This is a genomic window from Mucilaginibacter sp. GW821-FHT07H05 (assembly GCF_059418485.1).
The window spans coordinates 441,395-463,124 of sequence record NZ_JBWKPY010000005.1; the positions used below are offsets into that span (position 1 = coordinate 441,395).

Here is a 21,730-nt window from a genome sequence, read left to right on the forward strand (position 1 = left end):
TATTGATTTTTATACCGGATAGTTAAACTATCTTGTACAAATGGTGTTAAACCAAAACAATCGGTAACCCGATAAATCAGTAATTATTTCTAATCTGCAAAGTTATTAAAAAAGTACTCAAAATAGCGCTTGGTATTGTTCTGCTCCTATTGCTGATGGTCAGCGTGCTATTATTGGTATTTCAATATAAGCCGGTGCAAACCTGGGCCGCAAAAAAAGTAGCCGATCATTTCTCGCAAGAGTGGAAAACCAAGGTATACATTGGCGGCATTTACATTAAACCGTTCTCATCGGTTGTGCTGGATAGCCTGTACGTGCTCGATCACCAGAACGACACCTTAGTCAGCAGCCCCAAATTAACCGTCGAACTGAACGGGTTCTCGATCTTCAGCAGCATTGGCGAACGTAAAATCGATTTCAGCCGCATCCAGTTAGATAACGGCTCGGTTTACCTTAAAAAACTGAACGATACTACCAGTAATATCGATTTTATTGTTGATTACTTTAATAAGCCCGATACCGCCAAAAAAGTAAGCAAGCCCTGGACACTGGTTTTTGAAAAAACAGTGGTGAATAATTTTCACTTCCGTTTTAAAAACATGTTGCATAAAACCATTAACAGCAGCAGCATTGATTTTGACGATATTGATGTAGACCACTTTAGCACAGATGTGCGCAATATGGACCTGGTGCACCACATGTTTAAAGGCGATGTACGCAGCCTTACCCTTCGCGAAAAAAGCGGCTTCTATATTAAAAATTTTAAAGCCCTGGCTACGGTAGATAGTAACCAGATCCTGGCCCAAAACATGCATATCTTAACGCCTCACTCATCGCTGAAGGACTATTTCAGGATGCGGTTTAAGCATTTTGGAGATATTGGGGAAGAATTTGAAAACCGTGTACTGCTGGATGCTGATTTTAAATCGTCGAAGATCTCATCGGCCGATATTGCTTATTTTACCACCACGCTTGATAAAAGCCAGTTTGATTTAGGTGTAGACGGACACATAAAAGGTTTGGTAAGTAACCTGAAAGCCACTCACCTGACCGTGACAGCCGGGCAGGCCACCTATTTAAAAGGCGATTTTAAACTAAAAGGATTGCCCGATTGGGAAAACACGCTGATGGAATTAAGTTTCGATCAGATAGCTACCAATAAAAAAGACCTGGATTTCCTTTATAACCGCTTTAGCGGCACTAATAACAAAAAGCTGCCTGCCATTATTCAAAAATTTGGTAACGTAAACTTTAAAGGCAAGTTTACCGGCGTTCAGAATGATTTTATTGCCTACGGCGATTTTAAAACCAAGCTGGGCAGGTTTGAATCGGATGTGAACCTGAAGATCAGCAAGGCCGGTACACCCAGCTATAGCGGTAAAATAAAAGCTTACGATTTTGATTTAGGTACGCTGATAGATCAGCCCGACCTGAACCGGATCACCTTTGCAGCTGATGTTAAAGGTAGCGGAGATGAGCTGAAAAACCTGACTGAAAAGGTTAATGCTAAAATTACCTATATCGATTATAAAAACTACCGCTATAAAAACGTAAACGTTAATGGCTCGGTTATTAAAAAGGTATTTAACGGTACGGTGGCCATTAATGATAATAATATCAAGCTTAATTTAAAGGGCACTGCCGATCTTAACCCGGCTTTGCCGGCCTATGATCTGACAGCCACTGTTACCGATGCGCACCTGAACACTATTCACCTGTTAAATGATACCATTACGCTAAGCGCTAACCTGAATACCCAGTTTACCGGCAATAGCCTGAGCAACCTGACAGGTAAAATATCACTTTCGCCTATCCGTATAGTTGATCCCCGGCATAATTACCTGGTCGATTCTGTAATCCTGACCTCGTCGGGGACTGGCCGCGAAAGGCTGATCAGCCTGCAATCGCCAATGGCAGATGGCAGTATTAAGGGGAACTTTGATCTGGCTACGTTACCCTCTTATTTTAAGGCTATCGTTAAAAAGTATATTCCATCGTTAAAAACCACTATTGTACCATTTAATACCCAGCAGTTTGATTTTAATTTCAAAATAAAAAATATCGATCCGCTGATAGCCATGTTTGAACCGGACCTTAAAATACCTGATCAGGGTAATTTTGTAGGCCAGTTTAATTCGGCTGATAAAACGGCTACTTTAAGCGGTTTTGTAAAAACCATTAACTATGGCGGCCTGGTATTTCATGACCTGATCCTGGATGAAAACACCAGCGACGGCTTCCTTGGCCTCAACGTATCCTTAAGCCGGGTTGACCTGAATAAGGACCTGTACATAAAAAATATAAACATTTCCAATTTCTTAAACAGGGATAGCCTTAAATTCAACGTAAAACTATCCGATAAAGACGCGATAAATCAACTGGACCTTTACGGTTTGGTAGAATTTGGCCGTGATACGACCGCCAAGCTGAGTTTATTACCATCCGACGTGATATTGGAACATCAGCGCTGGAAGATCCAGGAGCAGGTGCGCATCCGCTTGCTGGATGGCAAAACGCAGGTATCGGGCTTTGAGCTATCGCGCGGTGTGCAAAAAGTACGTATTAATGGTTTTATATCTGATAATTTGGAAGATAAGCTAAAAGTAGAGTTTGAAAAGTTTAGCATGGCTACACTAAATCAGCTCACCAAAGCATCGGGTATTATGCTGCATGGGGCTTTAAACGGGGATGTGGTACTGAGCGGTATTACCAAAGCGCCGGGCGTAGATGCCCATTTGGGTATCGACTCGCTGGCTATGAACGAGACATTGATTGGCAACGTAAAGCTGGTATCAAGCCTGGATAACGAACGTAAACAGGCTAATGTTAAATTAAACATCCTGAACCGTGGCCTGGAAACCATGAATATTGCAGGAGTTTATAACCTGGGCAAGGACGTAGGTAATGTGCTTGATTTTGATGTAAAGATGAACCAGACCGAAGCCATCATCTTTGATCCGTTTGTGAAGGATTTGGTATCAAACCTGAAAGGGCATATCTCAACCGATCTGAAACTGACAGGTACACCATCCGCGCCACAACTTAACGGTAAGGTTACCCTGGTAAATACAGGCCTTACGGTGAATTATTTAAAAACCGCCTATACGCTTAATGATGAGTTAACGGTAGATAAAAGCGTGATTAAGATAGACAAGCTATCGCTTAAAGATATTAAGGGCAACGAGGCCACAGCCACCGGTACGGTTGATTTAAACAATATATCAAACCCAACATTGGATGTTACGGTAAAGGCCACCAACTTTATGGCGCTTAATACTACTTTTAAGGATAACCATATTTATTTTGGCACAGCCTATGGTACCGGTACATTTACTTTTACCGGCCCAACCGATAATATGAACATTGATATTAAAGCTACTACAGGAGATGGTACTGTATTTAATATCCCGCTAAACACTTCATCAACCGCCAGTGATTATGATTTTATCAGGTTTGTGAGCCATAGTGATACCGCTAAAGTAGAGGAGCAGGTAAACGCGTTTAAAGGCGTTACCCTTAATTTGCAACTTACCGTTGATGAAAAATCGTTGGTGAAGATATCAACCGATTATGGCCGTTTGGAAGGCCGGGGCGTATCTAACAGGCTGCAACTGAAAATTAACAGCCTGGGCGATTTTGAAATGTTTGGCGATTTCCTGATCTCATCGGGTAAGTTTGAATTTACTGCCAAGGATTTCATCAGCAAAAACTTTACGGTTGACCAGGGCGGTACCATCCGCTGGACGGGCAGCGCCGGTAATGCCGATATTAACATGAAGGCCATTTACGAGGTACGTACCGATATTAACAATCTGTACAGGGCGGCCGGTTTAACATCGCCCACAGGCAGCCAGCAAAAATTGGTACAGGCACAATTGATATTAACACATACCCTGTTACAGCCAAAAATTAGTTTTGATTTTACTTTCCCAACCGATCCATCCATCAAGGATGATCTGGCCACCTATTTAACCGATGAAAGTAACCGTAACCAGCAAGCCCTTAGCTTAATTATACGCAGGCAATTTGCCGCCGGTACCGATAATAATTTAACTAACCAGGTATCGCAAACGGCCGAACAGGCTTTAAGCGAGTTTGCGTTTAATAAACTGAATACTTTTATTTCGCAATCGAATATTAAAAATGTGGATATCAACATCCGGTCTACCAGTGATGCCAGCGCCACCTTACATTTCTTAAAAGACAGGCTGATATTGACCGGCAGCCTTTACAATCCTAACGGGAACAATAACATATTCGGGTCATCGGGCAGTTTCCTGAATACCGATATCAGTAGTTATACGAAGGATTTTGAGGTTGATTACCTGTTACGGAAAGACGGGCGTTTAAGGGCACGCTACTCGTACCGGGTACTAAGCGGCACTACGCTCGATCTGTATAATAATTTAAACGTGCAATATGTAAACGGGCTTGGCCTGATTTACCAGCGCGATTTTGATACCTTCGGCGAGTTTTTCAGAAGCTTGTTTAGCAACCGCCGGCGCAGGCAGGCCAATGGCACAGGTACAACACCTGCCCCCGCAAACAATGATAGCGACGTTCCGGAAGAAAAATAATTAGTGGTTTTGCTTTTGCATAATGGAATGATCCATCTTATCCCTTTTAGTGCGCAGGTAACTTTCGTTATGCGGATTTGATGCTATCTCGATAGGGATGTTTTCAACAACCTCCAGTCCGTAACCAATCAATCCCGCACGTTTTTTAGGATTGTTGGTAAGCAGGCGCATTTTAGAGATCCCCAAATCGCGGATGATCTGCGCGCCGATACCATAATCGCGCTGATCCATTTTAAAGCCTAACTGGATATTGGCTTCAACAGTATCAAAGCCATTCTCCTGTAAATGATAAGCTTTCAGTTTATTGATCAGGCCAATGCCGCGGCCCTCTTGGTTCATGTAAATAATAGCGCCTTTGCCTTCTTTTTGGATAATTTCCATAGCCTTGTGTAACTGCGGGCCGCAATCGCAACGGCACGATCCAAAAATATCGCCCGTAATGCACGAGCTGTGCACACGCACCATCACCGGTTCGCCGGGTTCCCAGGTGCCTTTAATCAGGGCCAGGTGGTTTTCGCCGGTATCTATCTGGGTATAGGCTATCATATCAAAATCACCCCATTGGGTAGGCATTTTAACGGCTACCTCTTTAGTTACCATGCTTTCGGTACGCAGGCGGTAAGCAATCAGGTCTTCAATAGAGATAATAACCATGTCGTGCTCCTTAGCCATCTCCAGCAAATCGGGCAGGCGGGCCATTTCGCCATCCTCCTTCATAATTTCGCAGATTACGCCGGCAGGTTCAAAACCAGCCATCACTGGCAGGTCTATAGCCGCTTCGGTATGGCCTGAGCGGCGCAGTACGCCGCCATCTTTAGCTATCAGTGGAAATATATGCCCCGGGCGGCCCAGTTCGGCAGGATCAAGGTTATCGTCTATCAGCGCCAATACGGTTTTTGAACGGTCGGACGCAGAGATGCCGGTTGTGCAGCCATGCCCCAACAGATCAACCGATACGGTAAAATTGGTAGCGTGCGATGTAGTATTTTGCAATACCATCGGCTCCAGCCCCAGCTTTTTAGCACGGTCGACAGTAATAGGGGCGCATACCAGGCCACGGCCATATTTCACCATAAAATTAATGGTTTCGGGTGTGGCGTTACGTGCGGCAGTTAAAAAATCACCTTCATTTTCGCGGCCTTCATCATCAACAACAATAATAGTTTTACCGGCTTGTATGGCAGCTATTGCTTCTTCTATCGTATTCAGCATTTTATCATGCGGGTTTAATGGCCTTAAATACCATTTTGTAATTACTACGTACAAATGTACGTTAAGGTGGCTTTATTATGGGTCTTTGATTTGTAAAAACAATACTGCGGATACTCCAGCCGGCCTTTGCTCCGCCTTCGGCGTAAACAGGGGGATTAGAAACTTAATCATCACACAACTAAATCAGCAAAAAAATGGCATTTTTATGTCAACCCTGAAAATGAGTTAAAATATTGATTATCAATTAATTAAATAGTGAAAATTTTGAATTATGTTAAGTTGTGTTACCCCCCCCTGCCACTCCAGGTTTTCAGAGCCGGTTTAAACTACAGCGCTTTCTTCTTTGCAAAAAAAGCGGTTACTTTCTTTATAAATTTATTGTATGCCTCCACATTAAACAGCTCCGAATCGTTAGCTGCTTTGTACGACAGGAAGATCCCGATGGGTGTTAATATAATAATAGCCACCCACATACCTATTAAAGGTGAAACACCCCCATCCTTCACAAATTTTTCGCCAATGGTTGATATGATATAATAGATCAGGAAGAACGCTATAGCTACCACCACAGGCAGCCCAAGGCCACCTTTACGGATAATGGCGCCTAAAGGTGCCCCGATGAGGAACAAGGCCAGGCAAGCGGCGGATAGCGTAAATTTCTTCTGATATTCTACCCTGTTACGCCGCGTTTCGAGGGTTAGCTCTTCATACCGTGTGGCGCGCTGTTTTACCTGGTCTTTAAAACCTTTAGCCTCATTTAAGGCATTCCCAATAATCGAAATTTGCTTCTCGTGCGGCAGGCCTTTCAGGTAATCGGGACGGCCTTTATCGTATGGTTTACCCTTCAGCATTTTATGTGGCATCATAAAGTACTTGAAATAGGGGGAAAGGAGCTGATAATTACGATCGAGGCCTACAAAAACCAGTTTTTTTGTCGAGTCCTGCGTTTTATTGAGCAGCTTCAGGTCCATCATTTGGTAGGCGCCCCTAAATTCGTTTTCGTCTGTATGGGCCATTTTAAAGCTTGATAAATCAAACTTTTGCACCCGCTCACTAAAACGGAAACGGGTCAGTTGCTGCCGGGGTATGCCCGAGCCGTTTTCGGGGGCTCTTTCCTCATAACGGATGCCATTTTTCAGTCTTAATATCAGCGACATATTATCCGGCGAACGGTACATCACACCTTCCTGTGCAAATATGGTATTCATATTAGTTTGCCCGTCGGTTTTTTCATACAGCATAATTTCGTGCAGGGTTTGCCCGTCCGGATCTTTATGTTTTACGCGGATAGAGTAACCCGGGAAGCTGTTATTAAAAACATTTTCGTTGATGAGGAATGCTGTTTTTTGCTTGCGGGCATCATACAGCAGGTTATAATACTTAAGATTGGCTACCGGCAGCATATAATCAGAAAAGAAAAATGCCGATACGCTAAGGAAACATACCGCGATGATCATTGGGTAAAGCGCCCGGCCCAGTGATATGCCGGCCGATTTGATGGCCACCAACTCGTAATTTTCGCCAAGGCTGCCGTAGGTCATGATAGATGATAACAGCACCGATAGGGGTAGCGCCATAGCCACATTAGTAGCCGACGAATACAGCATCAGCTCCATAATAATATACCATTCAAACCCTTTACCTATCAGGTCGTCGATGTATTTAAATAAAAACAGCATCAGCAACACAAACATTACAATGAAAAAGGTAACGATAAAGGGCCTTATAAACGACTTAAGAATTAAGAGGTGTATCTTTTTCACGGTGCAAATTTAGAGAAACGACGAGGAAAGATGCTATTACAAATGGATTTTGTTAAAATGTACTGGAGTAACGGAGATATCGGGCAAGTATTACATCGGTATAAAAACAAAAAGCCACCCCTCAGGGTGGTTTATAATAACAAAATAGATTGTGCTGCAGTTTACAGCGGTTTTTTATGCCCCTAATACGCTAATCAGGTAATCAACCTGGTTATCCCATATCAGCTTGCGCTCGGCTATGGTATCTTCGGTAGCAAAATCGGTAACGCCCAGGGCTACATCATTAGTTAGCTCGTCCTGCAATATTTCCATTTCAAAATAACAAGTGGGGTCGTCATCCATCCATTTAAAGCGCACCAGCTTGTTCTCCTTCATTAGCAGCAGTTTAGCTTTTTGCGCTTCGCCATCCCAGGTAAAAGTATACATCTGATCTTTAACAGTTACATCATCAGCAAACCATTGGGTTAATCCGTTAGGTTCGCTTAAAAATGTATATAGAATGCGGGGAGATGATTTTATTTCATACTCAATATTAAATTTTTTCTTGTCAGACATGTCGGTTCAAATCAATTGGTTAGCCCTTGATGGCTATAAATGTTAACATTTTTTCTAAAGAAAACTAATTTATCCTATATTTGCAAACCTTTTTAAAAAGGATGTTTGTTAAGTGCCTGTAGTAATGCAGTATAGCAAATAAAGATAAATAAGAATAACCCGGCGGGGTAGCTCAGATGGTTAGAGCGTAGGATTCATAACCCTAAGGTCGGCAGTTCGATCCTGCTCCCCGCTACCTGAAGACAAGGCTGTTACAAGAAATTGTAACAGCCTTTGTTTTTTCTGTTAAAACAATGTTTAAACAAACCAATAAAATGTCATGCTGGTTGGACCGTTTAACGCATGAAAGATGCCTGGACAGGATTCAGGTTGATTTAATGGGACACAAGTTTGATCGTGAAAAGTATGGTATTGGTGCTTCCCTCGAAGAAAAATATATTGAACTGAAAAAAATCCAGTTGAAGCCTGAATAAAAAATAAAATCCCCTAACACTCGCTACCTGTAAGAGAGAAGGTTTTTATTGTTCGAAATATACTGGCAGTTATCAATTAATATTCCTGATCAGGCTTTTGGTAACCCTCTGTAAAACGGTAATATCCTGTGTAATAATTTCTGCACTCCCGGTCATCCAGCTTTTGAGTTTTACCGGTGATTTTGCACCAGGGACATTTAGCTTTACCTTGATCGTAAACAAACCTTGTCCATTTGGACTGTCAGCTATATTGCTGACCATTCCTTTTACAGGTTCATAGGCATCAGACGAATATACTTTTAGATGAATAAGTACCTGCTGTCCTATTTTAACTTTGGTAAAATTATCCTGTGTAATTTCAGCTAACGCAAATGCATCGGCAGGGTTATTCGTGGTTTGGATTTTTACCGGTAATTTAATTGTTTCAGGATAGCGGATGATGGCTGAAATCGAAAGTGTCATTACTAATATCGCCCCGAACATGACAATGCCCCATCGCACAATCCACGAGGGTACTTTCGTGATGATATCGTGTATCTCGTCTGAATGCCTGTTGCTGATGGTGTGGTCTTGCATATTACATTCCTAACTCTAACTGGTTTTTCACTAAGCTATAGTATTCGCCTTTCATGGCGGTCAGTTCGTGGTGTGTGCCTTGTTCAATAATACGGCCCTTGTCCAACACAATAATATTATCGGCATTGCTGACGGTGCTTAAGCGGTGCGCTACCACCACTACGGTGCGCCCGGTAAAAAACTCGTTCAGGTTATCCATAATTACCCGCTCGTTATTAGCATCCAATGCATTGGTAGCTTCGTCAAAAAATAAATAGTCGGGATTTTTATATACGGCTCGTGCAATCAGCAGCCGCTGCTTTTGTCCCTGGCTGATGCCATTACCTGCCGAGCCTATTTTTGTGTGCAAGCCAAAGGGTAGTTCGGCAATAAAATCGCCGATGTTGGCTACGTGAATAGCTTGCTGCAATTTTTGCGGGTCGGGATACTCGTCTCCCACAGCAATGTTGTTTTGTATAGTATCGGAAAAGATAAAACCGTCCTGCAACACCGTACCGCAGGCATTGCGCCATGTTTTAAAGCTAAGTTTGTTTAAGTGTGTCGTGCCTATGTGTATATCGCCCTTGTCAGGTTCATAAAAGCGTAGCAGCAATTTCAATATGGTGGTTTTCCCGCTGCCGCTCATGCCGACAATGGCCGTAGTTTTGCCTTGCGGGATAGACAGGTTGATTTGTTCGAGCACCGGCTCGTTTCCGGCACCGGGATAGGTAAAGGTCAAGTCTTTTAGGGTGATACTTTTGTCGGCCGGTAATTCGTGCAGCCAGTGTTTTTCAACCGGTTCTTCATCGGGCAAATGGTGGATCTCGTTTAACCGCTCCAAACTGATTTTGGCATCCTGATACGATTGTACAAAGCCCAGCATTTGCTCAATGGGACTGCTGACCTGCCCTACAATGTATTGTATGGCCATCATGCCGCCCAAAGTAATCTGTCCGTCTATCACCGCCTTAACGCTTAAGAATGTGATGAGGATATTTTTTGCCTGGTTGATAAACATCGAGCCGCCTTGCTGGTATTGGGTAAGAGCCAGGCTTTGCGTTTTAAACTTGAATAGCTTTGCCTGGATATGCTCCCAACCCCAGCGCTTTTGCTGTTCGCAGTTGTTGAGTTTTATCTCCTGCATGCCGTTCACCAGTTCTACAATGGTGCTTTGGTTGCTGGATGCGTTATCAAACTGTTTATAGTTTAACGCCCGGCGGCGTTTCAGGAACAGCACAATCCAGGCGGCATAAATGACAGTGCTCACCAGCGATACGATAAAAATAAGGGTGTTATAGTACACCAGTACCACGGTAAATACGACTAAGTTCACCACAGAAAACAGTGTGTTCAGTGTGGTACCTGTCAGGAAGCTTTCTATTGTGCGCTGGTCGTTCATGCGCTGCATGATGTCGCCGGTGGTTTTGGTCTCGAAGAAACTCATGGGCAATTTCATGAGCTTGATAAGGAAATCCGTCAGGATAGAAAGATTGATGCGGGTGCTGATATGCAGCAGTATCCACGAGCGGATAAAGTTGACGCTGGTACTGCCGATAAACAGCATGACCTGGGCAATCAGTATCAAATAGACAAAACTGATATTGCGGGTATTGATACCGATATCAACAATGGATTGGGTAAGGAACGGCGTAATTAAGGAAAGCACTGTGCCAATACTCAAACCAATCACCAACTGAATAAACAGCCGCTTGTACACATAAAAATAGCGCAGTATGGATAGCCAGGATATTTTTGTGTCTGTATCATCTTCCTGCTCATAAAATGTTGGTGATGGACTTATTAACAAGGCAATGCCGGTGCTTGCCTCTTTGTGGCTATACCAGCTTTTCAGAAAGTCAGCTTCTTTGACGATAAATAAACCCTTTCCTGGATCAGCTAAGTAGTACTTGCCTTGCTTAATCTTATACAGCACCACAAAGTGGTTTTGTCCCCAATGCAGTATGCAGGGCAGCTCGGCCTGGTTCAGTTGTTCTAAAGATATTTTAACTCCTGTTGTGCGGAAACCGATTTTCTCGGCGGCCTCGCTAAGTGCCAGCAAATTTACCCCGCCCCGGTTGACAAAACACAGCGCCCTTAGCTTTTGGATTGCGATAGTACGGCCAAAGTGTTTGCATACCATACGCAAGCACGTAGGGCCACAGTCCATTTGGTCTTGCTGTTTGTAATAGGAAAATTTCAAGGATTAGGTTTTTTTTGCCAAAGTATATTCACCCCAAAAATTGGTAACGGTTAAACGGAATAAGTCATCATCGCTTACACGTACGTCGTCACCAGATTTCATTGGCATTTCAGTACCAGGCGACAGTTGTGTGACGGGCAAGTTTATTTTATAACTAAACCTTCTATCTGAAGTTGACTTTAAATGTAAGTACTTTAACGGCACAGCCATCTCCAAAACCGGTTCTCCATTCAAAAATTGCAGTCGTGCTTTGATCCCTGTATCGTTATAAACTGATAAAGTTGAGTCATGAATTTCTTTAATGCCTTTTATCCTGATCTCTTTAGCAAGCTGATCAACGCGGATATTCGTGATCGCGTTTAGCGAATCAATTTCTTTTTTATTTTTAGCGGGGTTTGATAAATATAACTTGTTCGCCCGAAGGGCGGCATACATAATAGAAGAAACAGTGGGTGCCCACTGGGTAGTTGGGAACCTGACCGAAACATTATTGGTATCAATTTCCGCGAACTTTTTATCAAAAGAATGGCTGATTGTAAAGATCAAGCCTTCTTTTAGGATCTTGCCACCACACCCGGGCCCCATCCCACGTACAGTGAGATACAAATTGTCATCGTCGTTTGAAATGACATAGAATATCCTGGTTAAAGGGTTAAAGGCACTTAATTTCTGATTTGGCCATTCAGCTAATTTCCCATCAATTTTAATAGTTGAAGGTGCCCAGATGCTAACATTTTGAACTCGTGGTAGCTTTTGTGCAAAAAGTCCGTCCGTAAAAAAAATAACGTTAGCGATCACTAAAATAAAACACTTCAAATCTTTCATAGCTTACTATCAACAACAATCATAAAATCAAAAAAGTCTGAGGCAAAAAGCCTCAGACTAATGGGTTTAACATGGAGCACAGTCACCGTTTGATAAGGTACCGCAGCCATTACAGCCAAGCACACCGGGGGGGTTACCTACGCAACAATAAGATACCGGAATACCTGCTATGCAACCACCGTTACCCGAAGTATCACATGGAGTGCAATTGATATAATCCGAGGTGCAACACATGTAACAGACATTATTTTCTTCTTGTGACTGCTTTAAAGCTGCAACGTTGGAGGAACTTCCCCATAGCGCTTTCATTTGGTCTTTTGTTAAAATTTCCATTGGAGCTCCAAATTTTGGAACGGTTTTCTGTGTCATAATTTTAATTGTGTTTAATTATAGATTTAGTTAAATATTTCCTTTTAAAGAAGTGATCGAGAGCAAGAACGGTGAAAAAATAAGGTGTTTGGTATTTACAAATCGAAAAATAACGGCTTAGATCCTTTGGTAAGATAAGCAAAAAATCAAAATAAAAAATAAGTTTTTAACAATAACAATAAACGAAAAAAACTATTTATGCTACCGATAATTAATTAAAAATTAGCAATACTGTTTATTTATTGAAGTAGCTCTGAAATCAAGTTCACTTAAATTAAATAAGCAATATCCTCAATATCATAGTGGTTAGACAGTTTATACCTATTTATAAAAACGGTAGGCGTTGCCGTTATTCCGTGAGCCTTGCACCAATTTCGTTGTGAGCTCAAAAAATTCACGGTATCACTTGTATTATCTACCGGGAATTTTTGTCTCCATTTTTTGTAATTTTTATTTTTGTCACCATACCATGCGTCAAGCGCAACCAAAACTTTCTCACTGCCGCCAAGCATGTATATATCAGTTAGATCGGCTGCAAGTTTCGTCTTATCCGAATTTTTGTCATCCGGTGTACGAAAAACTATTTGCAACCTAATATTATTATTGTAACGGAGTAAATGATCTAATTCTTTATGCGTTTTGAAGCAGGCTATGCAAAAAGGGTCGGTAACCAATGTGATAATTTTTTCAGCATCACTGTTACCTAAAATGATGGTCCTGTTTTCTGGCAGTAATTCAATTTGTTGTGATTGCTGGTTTAAATAATTAAATGTCTCAACATTGAATTTTAATGCTGTCAACTTATCTTGTAAATACTCCGCCTTAACTGAACGGGCAAAGTATGGTTTGACAAATGCCCAAAACAGAACTGGTGTTAACATTTCGACAACCCAAAGGTCTAATTTCAGGCTACCGAGCAACTCGAAATGATTCAAAAAGGGGATAAAAAACACAAACTCCGTCCAAAGCAAAACTTGAACTACACAGCACAGGACACACCAATTTTTCGCGATGCGCCATTGATAGTAAATTGAAAATACGGTATAAGGAAGGCACATCAAATTAAGAAGAGCCATCAGTTTAAGTATCGGCAGTTGGCCAATATTCAATAAACATGTCAACCAGGTACCAGCGAAATAAAAAAAACCAACCTCGCTCCATGACAACCAACTGGTTATTTTTGCGGCGCTGGTCATCATTAACGAATTACAATCGTTCTTACCAACCCTGCAGATCTTTGACAGAACATTATTTTCAATTCCAGCAAATCGCAATAACAAAAGTATAGAAGTGAACACCCCCAATGTTTTAACTGCGATCAAAGCATAAAATCCCCAGCCAGTAAAATTTGTAATGGCTGGTTGTTTATTATATAATATTACTAAGAACAATATTACACCCATAATTATAGCGGGTGTCCGTGCAGCGGTTAGCCATTCAAGCGCGCGTTTTTCTTTGTATTCTTTTTCGCCAGAGCCGCTGCTTTTTTCAGCAATAAATACCCAACCCTGGTAGTCCGCCTTAAGTTTCTCCGATTCGATCGTGTAATTCTTTTTATCATCATCACCTACAATAAAGTTGTTTTGATCATAACCTTTAACAACAATGAATTTATTTTCGCCCACACTGGTGATGTAAGGGTGCGGCATTTCTGGTTTAAGCAATTCATCAAAACTAAGTCTATAGGCAGAATTAGGTATCTTCCAGGTATCCATCAACTCACTAAAACCCAATATCGTGTTGTTATGGGGATGTTTAAAAGTTTCATTTTTAATAGTTGTTGAACTTACTGGGACTTTGAGTTCTTTTAAAAACAACTGAAGTAAATTAGCCGGATATTTAAGTTTCATTTTTGTGATTATTCAGGTAAAATTCACTCAATACTACGGTTAATTTATAATTAGCTCAAAAATAAAACCATATAAATTTAGGTTTGACTCTTATATTATTTTAATTGCTTAACCGTATTTTGATGGAAAGATAGCTACATTATTAGTACTATTAGTACTGAACTATTTTAATATGATATCTGGAAATTATTATTCATATTAGCAATATGGAAGAGGTAACCCCATTTGTTATTTATAAAAAGCGTATGATTAGTAAGTTTAAGGTGTGTTTGTTTTTGATTATGGTTGGGTTATCACTTAAAGTGAATGAAGTGAATGCGCAAACTGTAAATAAAAAGTCTGATGATTCGGTGCGAATAGCTAATGGCCCTAAATCCATCCAGCTAATTCCTGCTTTTCCAGGTGGGGTTGCAGGCTATGGTTCATTCTTAAGATCAAACATCCAATATCCTTTAGCAGCATTAAATAAAAAAGTTCAAGGGATGGCTTTTATACAATTTATTGTTGAAAAGGACGGGGCCCTTTCCAATATAAAACTAATGAGGGATCCGGGAGAAGGTTTAGGCGCTGAGGCCATTAGGGTAATAAAGCTATCTCCAAAATGGTCGCCGGGTAAAGATAACGACGTTCCTGTCAGGGTTCAGATGACCATCCCGGTTATGTTTAGTTTACCTAAAGCGCCGGCCTCCAATTAATTGTTAACCCTTACGCGATGAATTTGGTAAGAAATGGCGGGATAAGCGAAAGCAATGTACCTACACCCAAACCTATAACCAGTTGGGTAAACAACCGTTTAAGTATTCCTCTTTTACATTAGTCCATCTAATTTTAGCCATATATACTAAAGTTAGTGTTTTAGATTAGCTGTTAACAACAGCTCTATGCTAATTTTTAACGAGTTCAACTGTTCCATGAACAATACTTTCATTTTCGTGACCAAATCCAACAAACTTACCATTCAGCTTTTTTACATCCGCTGAGAGTTTCAACACTATTGTTCCAAACTGCCAAATCTCTTTCTTTTGGTTCTCGTACTTCAAGGTTAAAGAAAAATCGTGTTGAAATGTTCCTTCTAAGTTTAACGTTTGTGCGGTATTTCCAGTTACAGTAGCTGTACCTGTTATTTTGCGTTCGGTAACTATTAGATTTATAATGATTGGATAATCAGATGTTTTGTCGCGGTCCACATATTGAAAGACCTTTCCATCCCATTGACCTTGTAAAGCAGTTTGCCTATCAGCCTTAATTTTCGGTAATCGCCTGTTCTCTATCCAGTTTTTGACAAAAACACCAATCAAAGCGCCAGTTATAGTGGCACCTGCGCCTATTAAAGCATTTATGGTTGTAATTTCCATTGATATGATTGTGATATGATTTAGTTATATAAATGTAAGATAATGATATGATAATGCAAATCAGAAATGCTCAAAGTTATATTAAAAACAAAAACCCCAAACACTCGCTGCTCGGGACTTTCAACCTAAACCTTATCACAACATGTTTATTTTAAGATAAATATGTTTTTTAGGATAGAAGTCTAATAGTATTCATAACCCTAAGGTCGGTAGTTCGATCCTGCTCCCCTCTACTTGAAAACAAGTCCATAGCTGCTCTTGCTTAATTCAAAAAATGCAAATTTTGAAATGTACAAATGACTAACCGGTTAATTGATTGAAAAGTGGGGATTAATGGAACCTAATAGAAGCATGTGAATAGATACGATTTAGGGCGTTTAACCAACCAATGCCCATTTGCTCAAATTGCTTATCTTGGCCAATCAATCCTTTTCACATGTTAAAAAAAATCCAGCTCACTTTTATCGCTTGCCCGTTGGCTATCTTTTCTTTTGGACAATCGGTTATCCCCGCTAAAAATCTGAAACTGCCCAAAGACAGCCTGGCGCTGATTGCCGGACTTAATGGTTTCGTGGAAAAACGGGCCGGTGCCGACCCTGATCTTTTTATCGAAACCACTGCGCTGCTGGATGAAATGAAGGGCCAAACTTTTACCCTGATTAATGTATCGCCAGTCGATAGTTCAGGTTATTTGGTACAGATGGCCAATGGCTTGCGTGCCAGTTTCAAGTTGATGGCCAAAAAGGCGAATGGCGGTTTTGTTTTCAGCTCGCCGCTGCGGCGGAATACGCTGACCTGGAAAAAGCAACAATCAGGGAGCTTTACTATTTATCGCAATTCTGTCACCAGCGTGCCTTTGCTGGACCGTTATATCAGGATGGCCAAATTTTTTGATCAGAAGTTGAAGGCGCCGGATTACCCGACCGAGATCTTTTATTGCGATAGTTTTAGTGACGTAATGGCTTTGCTGGGCGAAGAGTTCCGGGTGGAGTATAACGGCTATGGCAGTTTAAATAATTCATGGTACGAAAAGGGCCATAGCCTGATGCTGATCGGTGCAGCTACCAATGATCTGGCCGCTTTTGATCTGCATGATCTCTGGCATACACGGCTGCACCACGTGGTTAGCACGGCTATCATTAATCGCCCCATCGATGAAGCCTGCGCGTATTTATATGGCGGCAGTTGGGGCGTTTATACCTGGCCGGATATTCTGCGGGAGTTTAAAGCTTATATGGGTACCGACCGTGACTGGCTGAAAGCCTTTGATGAGCACCGCAAGTTCGGCGGCGCGAAGACCCCGCTTTATACAGATTATGTATTGGATGCACTGATCGTGCAACAGATCGAAAAGGAGCAGGGTTTCGCTAAAGTCATCGAATTCCTCAGCTGCGGCAAAAAGCAAGACGATAATGCCAATTACTTCCAGTCTTTATCAAAGATAACCGGCATTACGCGCGCAAACTTCAATGCCCGGCTGGATGAATTGCTGAAAAACTGATTAACGGGCTATGTTTTTTTGAGCAGGTACTTTAGTAATTCCACGTAACCCTGGGGGCGTAAAAGCGGTGCGCGGCTTCCCTCCGCTGGCCGCGCACGCTTTCGCCTACTGTGAGTTAGCTGATGATGGCAAAATCTCCCGCCAAAGCAATCTGTGGGACGAAGCGGATAGCAATCATATCAGCGGCCCTCCGATTAACAATTATCACCACCCGGCTTTGGTGTCATCGGCACGTGGGTCGGCGCCACCCTGGTAGCCGGTGGGCGTTTTTAAAATGGCATCTACCCTGCCAATGCCGTTGCTGCTGTTCAGCTTGTAACCCTTTTGCGTCAGCTTGCTTTGGGTAGCTTCGCTAAATGCGCCTTTTTCCACCGAAACATTATCGGGCAACCACTGGTGATGGAAACGTTTAGAAGCGACAGCCTGCTGCATGTCCTGGTCAAACTCTATCACGTTTAATATCGTTTGAAAAACGGAGGTAATAATGGTCGATCCACCCGGTGTGCCTACAACCATAAATAACTGCCCATTTTTTTCAATAATGGTTGGTGTCATTGATGATAGCATCCGCTTATTGGGCTGTATACTGTTAGCTTTACCGCCAACCAGGCCGTACATATTTGGCACACCCGGTTTCGAGCTAAAGTCGTCCATTTGATTGTTCAATAAAAAGCCCGCTCCCTTTACAACTATCTTTGAACCAAACGAACCATTTAAGGTGGTGGTAACCGATACCGCGTTCCCTTCCTTGTCGGTAATAGAATAGTGTGTGGTTTGGTCACTTTCATAACCCGTAATGGTACCCGGCCGGATGCTGGTACTTGGTGTAGCGGCATCCCAGGTAAAACTACTCATGCGGGACAGGATGTATGATGCTCTTAATAAACTATCTACCGGGACTTTGAAAAAATCCGGGTCGCCTAAATATTTAGACCGGTCGGCATATACCCGGCGTTCAGCCTCTACCATCAATTGTACAGTAGAATCCTGGTTATATCCCCAACGGTGCAGGGGGTATTTTTCAACCGATTTAAGCAGGGAAATTAAGGCAATGCCCCCGCTTGACGGCGGAGGCATTGTAATGATCTTATAATCCTTATACGTACCGGTAATGGCCTTGCGCCATACAGAATGGTAAGCCTTAAGGTCGGCTTTCGATATCAGGCCGCTGCCGCTTTTCATTTCTTCAACAATCTGTTCGGCAACAGTACCTTCATAAAAGCCTTTGCGGCCCTTGTCACGTATTTGCTCCAGCGTTTTTGCCAGATCTTCCTGTATCAGCAGATCGCCTTCTTTCCACGGCGTTTCTTTTAAAAAATAAGATTTGCCGGGGTTAGCTTTTGCAAAAGCATTTGCGCCCCTGGTTAAACCGTCGGCCAGCCGTTTGGTAATCTTAAAGCCATTATGCGCCAGATCTATTGCAGGTTGTACCAGTTCGGCCCATTTCAATTTACCGTATTTACGATTAGCTTCCACCATTCCGTCTACCGATCCCGGCACGCCCGATGCCTGGTGCGAACTGGTGCTCATACCGGGTATAACGTTTCCGGAAGAGTCTAAGAACATATTGGCGCTGGCGGCAGCCGGGGCTTTTTCCCTGAAATCTAACGTATTGGTTTTCCCCTTTGCCGAGCGGTATACCATAAAGCCGCCGCCGCCAATATTGCCCGCTTCCGGGTAAGTTACGGCCAGCGCAAATTGTACGGCTATCGCGGCATCAACCGCGTTGCCTCCTTTTTTTAATATGTTGAGCCCAACCTGTGCGGCATCCGGATAAGCGCAAACCACCATTCCGTTGGTATAATGATCAGCTGCCTGTGCCTGTGCCGTTAATTTTTGAATAAGGATTAACAGCAGCAGGCCATACCTTTTTATCATAGATGTATATTTATAAGTTAATTAATCGGCTATCATTCATTAATAATTGATCATGTCGTTAAGGAAATCCATATCTGGCATTCCTATCGGCGCTCCCGGCGGCATGGTCAGCGCAGGATCGGGTACGAATTTGGATGGTGTTTCATGAAATTCCGCGATCTCGGCCAGGGCAAATAAAACATTGGCCTTTTGCTCGCCCTGTATCCCGGGCAGTTTGGCGGTCAGCCAATCCTTCAATTCATCGATCTCTAAAAGCGCCTGCCCCCGTACACTTTCTGATGTACGCGTGTCGGCTGCCAGTTCCAGCAAATATTTAAGGGTGAGGTTATTAACCAATATCTGCAATTCGCCTTTGTAGCCCGGCAAAACCGGCGCTTTCCAGGTTTGTTCCAGCAGTTTATTGGTGATAGCGATAAAGCCAGGCTGTTTACTGTCGCGGGCATGATATTCAATAAGCCTTGCCGCACGCTCTGAATTCAGCAACGATGAAAGTGTTTCGGCCGCTGCTGATTCGGCCGCGGCGATCGGGTCGAATGTTGGCCCGGTATAACCCGTAAAGGTTTCTACGCTGGACGGGTAGCCGGTAGGGCGCGGTGGAATTTTAGAGATCAACCCCTCGGGCAAGGCCAATGCTTCCGGCGAAACGGTGGCCATTAAAGCATCAAAGGCCTGCCACTGCACAGCGGGATCTACCATTTTGGTAGGTTCCTGGCCGTCATTTTTAATGGCATGCGTAAAATATAATCCGCCTATGGATTTTGCTACAGCCTCTATCTGGTAACGGTGTAACAGGTAAGTAGGCACCAGTACTTCTTCCAATGTTGCCAAAGGCGCGTTTTTGACAATGGCTTTTTCAGAGAAACGGTCTAAAGCCAGCCGGCGGATCTTCATCAGTTTATTCAACTCGGCTATGGGGTCTGCGCCGTCGTCCCATTGGTGCGATGCGGGATGGGTATAGCCGCCAATATCCGGGATATACTTAAAGCCTAATTTGATGGTTTCGTTCATGATCTTATCCAGCGCGGCATTTTCGTCTGTACCTTTCGGGAAATCACTATAACCCCACATTACTGCGCGCTTGTCCCAACTGCCAATCCCTTTGGCATAAGCGTCTGACACATCGATAGTGCCATCAGCTTTGATAGAAAGGCGCGGGAAAGGGTAATCCATTACCGATGCCCTGTCTTTTTCGCTGGCGGCAAAATTATGCGTAAAGCCAAGTGTGTGGCCAATTTCATGAGCTGCCAATTGTCTTAAACGGGCATAAGCCACTTGTTCCGCTCTTTTATCAAACGGTTTACCATCATCGTAGGGTTGTAGCAAACCTTCCATAATCAGGATATCCTGCCTGTGCCTGTCGGAACCCAGCGTAACCACGCCTTTGATGATCTCGCCGGTACGCGGATCGATATAAGACGCGCCCGAAGAAAAAGCGCGGGTGCCGCCTGACCGGTTGATCCAGTTCACCACATTATAACGGATATCCATCGGATCGGCGCCTTCAGGTAGCTCTTTAACAATAAACGCGTTTTTATACCCGGCCGCTTCAAAAGCCTGGTTCCACCAGGAACCGCCCTCGATCAGGGCTTTCTTGATCAGTTCGGGCGCGCCCCTGTCTACATAATAAACAATGGGCTCTACGGGTTCACTCACCGCTGCATTCGGGTCTTTTTTTGCCAAACGGTGACGGCGGGTAAATTTCTTTTCCAGCGGCTCATTCAGGGGCGAGGCAAAATCAATATAGCTAAAGATGTTAAATGACGAGCGCGGATCAAACTTCCTAAGCTTGTAGTTGCCATCGGGCAACTCAATAAATGACTGGTGCATTTTAACGGTAACCGCTGTAGGGTCTGGCGCAATGCCATCTCCGCCGCCGCCGCCAAACCTACCACCACCTGCCGATCCGCCGGTTAGGGTGATCAGCGCTTCAAATTCGGTATTTTTGGGGAAGTTTTTTGTATTGGGCATATATACACCCGAGCGGGTTTCATCTATACGGTAAGCCGCGGCAGCGCCGCCACCACCTGCTGCAGGGGCTGCCCCGCGGCCTCCACGACCGCCGGCGGCCGGTGTTGCCCCAAGCCGGCTGCCTATGCCCTGGCTATCGCGTACAATAAAAGGGGTAAGGTCAATCAGTACCTTATCGCCTTCTACGGCAAGCGGCGCAAAGCCCCAGATTACAGATTTAGCAAAAGCGTTTTCTACCGCTTTAATCTCGTCGGCATTGGTAGTATTGGCCCGGTAGCTATAGTTGGGCTCAACAAGCAGTACTTTGGGGCCTATTTTGATAAATTTAGCGATCGCGTCCGAGGCTTGTCCGCGTTCCGCGCTTCTTCCCGCGCCATCGGTTAAGGATTTAAAATAGAGAAATTCTGTATCAAATTTATCTACCTCTAATAAAACGCGGCCGGTTTTATCATCATAATAAAAATTGAAATAGCCGTCAAACTTTTTCATCCCCTGCGTAACAGCGGCAATGCTGGCCGCAGGTGTGCCCGCGGCATTCCTGCCTGCCCCGCCTCTGCCGCCTGCGGCAGGCGTGGTTTCCTGCGAGAAGGAATGGGTGCCCATGGCCATCATTCCGGCAAATAATAAAATATATTTCTTCATCACTTTA

14 protein-coding genes and 1 tRNA gene are annotated in these 21,730 nt (G+C 43.3%); 5 read left to right on the top strand and 10 right to left on the bottom strand.

The genetic code is table 11. From position 1 onward, the window contains the following. The first annotated feature begins 155 nt into the window (after nucleotides 1-155). On the top strand, nucleotides 156-4,577 hold the full coding sequence (locus AC07M6_RS16055) for a translocation/assembly module TamB domain-containing protein (protein WP_494891114.1): 4,422 nt from the start codon (nucleotides 156-158) through the stop codon (nucleotides 4,575-4,577). Here the strand turns inward: AC07M6_RS16055 and AC07M6_RS16060 are convergent, their stop codons facing one another. The 3 genes from AC07M6_RS16060 to AC07M6_RS16070 form a co-directional block, all read right to left on the bottom strand. Next, entirely contained in the window at nucleotides 4,578-5,789 is a 1,212-nt protein-coding gene (locus AC07M6_RS16060; RefSeq protein WP_494891116.1) for a bifunctional 3,4-dihydroxy-2-butanone-4-phosphate synthase/GTP cyclohydrolase II, read from the bottom strand. It abuts the gene before it with no gap. A 326-nt stretch (nucleotides 5,790-6,115) separates the two neighbouring features. Continuing rightward, nucleotides 6,116-7,552 carry an LptF/LptG family permease gene (locus tag AC07M6_RS16065; RefSeq protein ID WP_494891117.1) on the bottom strand — a complete coding sequence of 479 codons (1,437 nt, stop codon included), beginning with the start codon at nucleotides 7,550-7,552 and terminating at the stop codon, nucleotides 6,116-6,118. A 174-nt stretch (nucleotides 7,553-7,726) separates the two neighbouring features. After that, entirely contained in the window at nucleotides 7,727-8,107 is a 381-nt protein-coding gene (locus tag AC07M6_RS16070) for an START-like domain-containing protein (protein WP_494891118.1), read from the bottom strand. Between the two features lie 161 nt (nucleotides 8,108-8,268). On the opposite strand from AC07M6_RS16070, the gene AC07M6_RS16075 reads away from it, so the two are divergent. Together AC07M6_RS16075 and AC07M6_RS16080 are read left to right on the top strand one after the other, a co-directional pair. After that, nucleotides 8,269-8,342: transfer RNA gene (locus AC07M6_RS16075), tRNA-Met, on the top strand. Between the two features lie 58 nt (nucleotides 8,343-8,400). Further along, complete coding sequence (locus AC07M6_RS16080; protein WP_494891119.1) at nucleotides 8,401-8,580, top strand: hypothetical protein; 180 nt, start codon at nucleotides 8,401-8,403, stop codon at nucleotides 8,578-8,580. 72 nt (nucleotides 8,581-8,652) lie between these two features. Here the strand turns inward: AC07M6_RS16080 and AC07M6_RS16085 are convergent, their stop codons facing one another. The 4 genes from AC07M6_RS16085 to AC07M6_RS16100 all read right to left on the bottom strand — a co-directional run bounded on the left by AC07M6_RS16085 (nucleotide 8,653) and on the right by AC07M6_RS16100 (nucleotide 14,379). Beyond that, nucleotides 8,653-9,156, bottom strand: a complete 504-nt coding sequence (locus tag AC07M6_RS16085; RefSeq protein WP_494891120.1) for a hypothetical protein — start codon at nucleotides 9,154-9,156, stop codon at nucleotides 8,653-8,655. A 1-nt stretch (nucleotide 9,157) separates the two neighbouring features. Continuing rightward, nucleotides 9,158-11,335, bottom strand: a complete 2,178-nt coding sequence (locus tag AC07M6_RS16090) for a peptidase domain-containing ABC transporter (protein ID WP_494891122.1) — start codon at nucleotides 11,333-11,335, stop codon at nucleotides 9,158-9,160. A gap of 3 nt (nucleotides 11,336-11,338) precedes the next feature. Beyond that, nucleotides 11,339-12,160 (bottom strand): hypothetical protein, encoded by an 822-nt coding sequence (locus AC07M6_RS16095; RefSeq protein ID WP_494891123.1) that lies wholly within the window; start codon nucleotides 12,158-12,160, stop codon nucleotides 11,339-11,341. Nucleotides 12,161-12,798: 638 nt separating this feature from the next. After that, nucleotides 12,799-14,379 (bottom strand): cysteine peptidase family C39 domain-containing protein, encoded by a 1,581-nt coding sequence (locus tag AC07M6_RS16100; protein WP_494891124.1) that lies wholly within the window; start codon nucleotides 14,377-14,379, stop codon nucleotides 12,799-12,801. Nucleotides 14,380-14,585: 206 nt separating this feature from the next. Here AC07M6_RS16100 and AC07M6_RS16105 point away from each other — a divergent pair, with 206 nt between their 5' ends. Then, on the top strand, nucleotides 14,586-15,074 hold the full coding sequence (locus tag AC07M6_RS16105) for an energy transducer TonB (protein WP_494891125.1): 489 nt from the start codon (nucleotides 14,586-14,588) through the stop codon (nucleotides 15,072-15,074). A 189-nt stretch (nucleotides 15,075-15,263) separates the two neighbouring features. Here AC07M6_RS16105 and AC07M6_RS16110 read toward each other — a convergent pair whose 3' ends face one another. Then, nucleotides 15,264-15,734, bottom strand: a complete 471-nt coding sequence (locus AC07M6_RS16110; protein WP_494891127.1) for a hypothetical protein — start codon at nucleotides 15,732-15,734, stop codon at nucleotides 15,264-15,266. Between the two features lie 436 nt (nucleotides 15,735-16,170). On the opposite strand from AC07M6_RS16110, the gene AC07M6_RS16115 reads away from it, so the two are divergent. Beyond that, a complete protein-coding gene (locus tag AC07M6_RS16115; protein ID WP_494891129.1) occupies nucleotides 16,171-17,235 on the top strand; it encodes a hypothetical protein in 1,065 nt (354 codons plus the stop codon). Nucleotides 17,236-17,439: 204 nt separating this feature from the next. Here the strand turns inward: AC07M6_RS16115 and ggt are convergent, their stop codons facing one another. Together ggt and AC07M6_RS16125 are read right to left on the bottom strand one after the other, a co-directional pair. Beyond that, the gene (gene ggt / locus AC07M6_RS16120; RefSeq protein WP_494891131.1) at nucleotides 17,440-19,113 is read right to left on the bottom strand and encodes a gamma-glutamyltransferase; all 1,674 of its coding nucleotides are present in this window, start codon (nucleotides 19,111-19,113) and stop codon (nucleotides 17,440-17,442) included. A 39-nt stretch (nucleotides 19,114-19,152) separates the two neighbouring features. Next, nucleotides 19,153-21,723 (bottom strand): zinc-dependent metalloprotease, encoded by a 2,571-nt coding sequence (locus tag AC07M6_RS16125; protein WP_494891133.1) that lies wholly within the window; start codon nucleotides 21,721-21,723, stop codon nucleotides 19,153-19,155. Nucleotides 21,724-21,730: the final 7 nt, after the last annotated feature.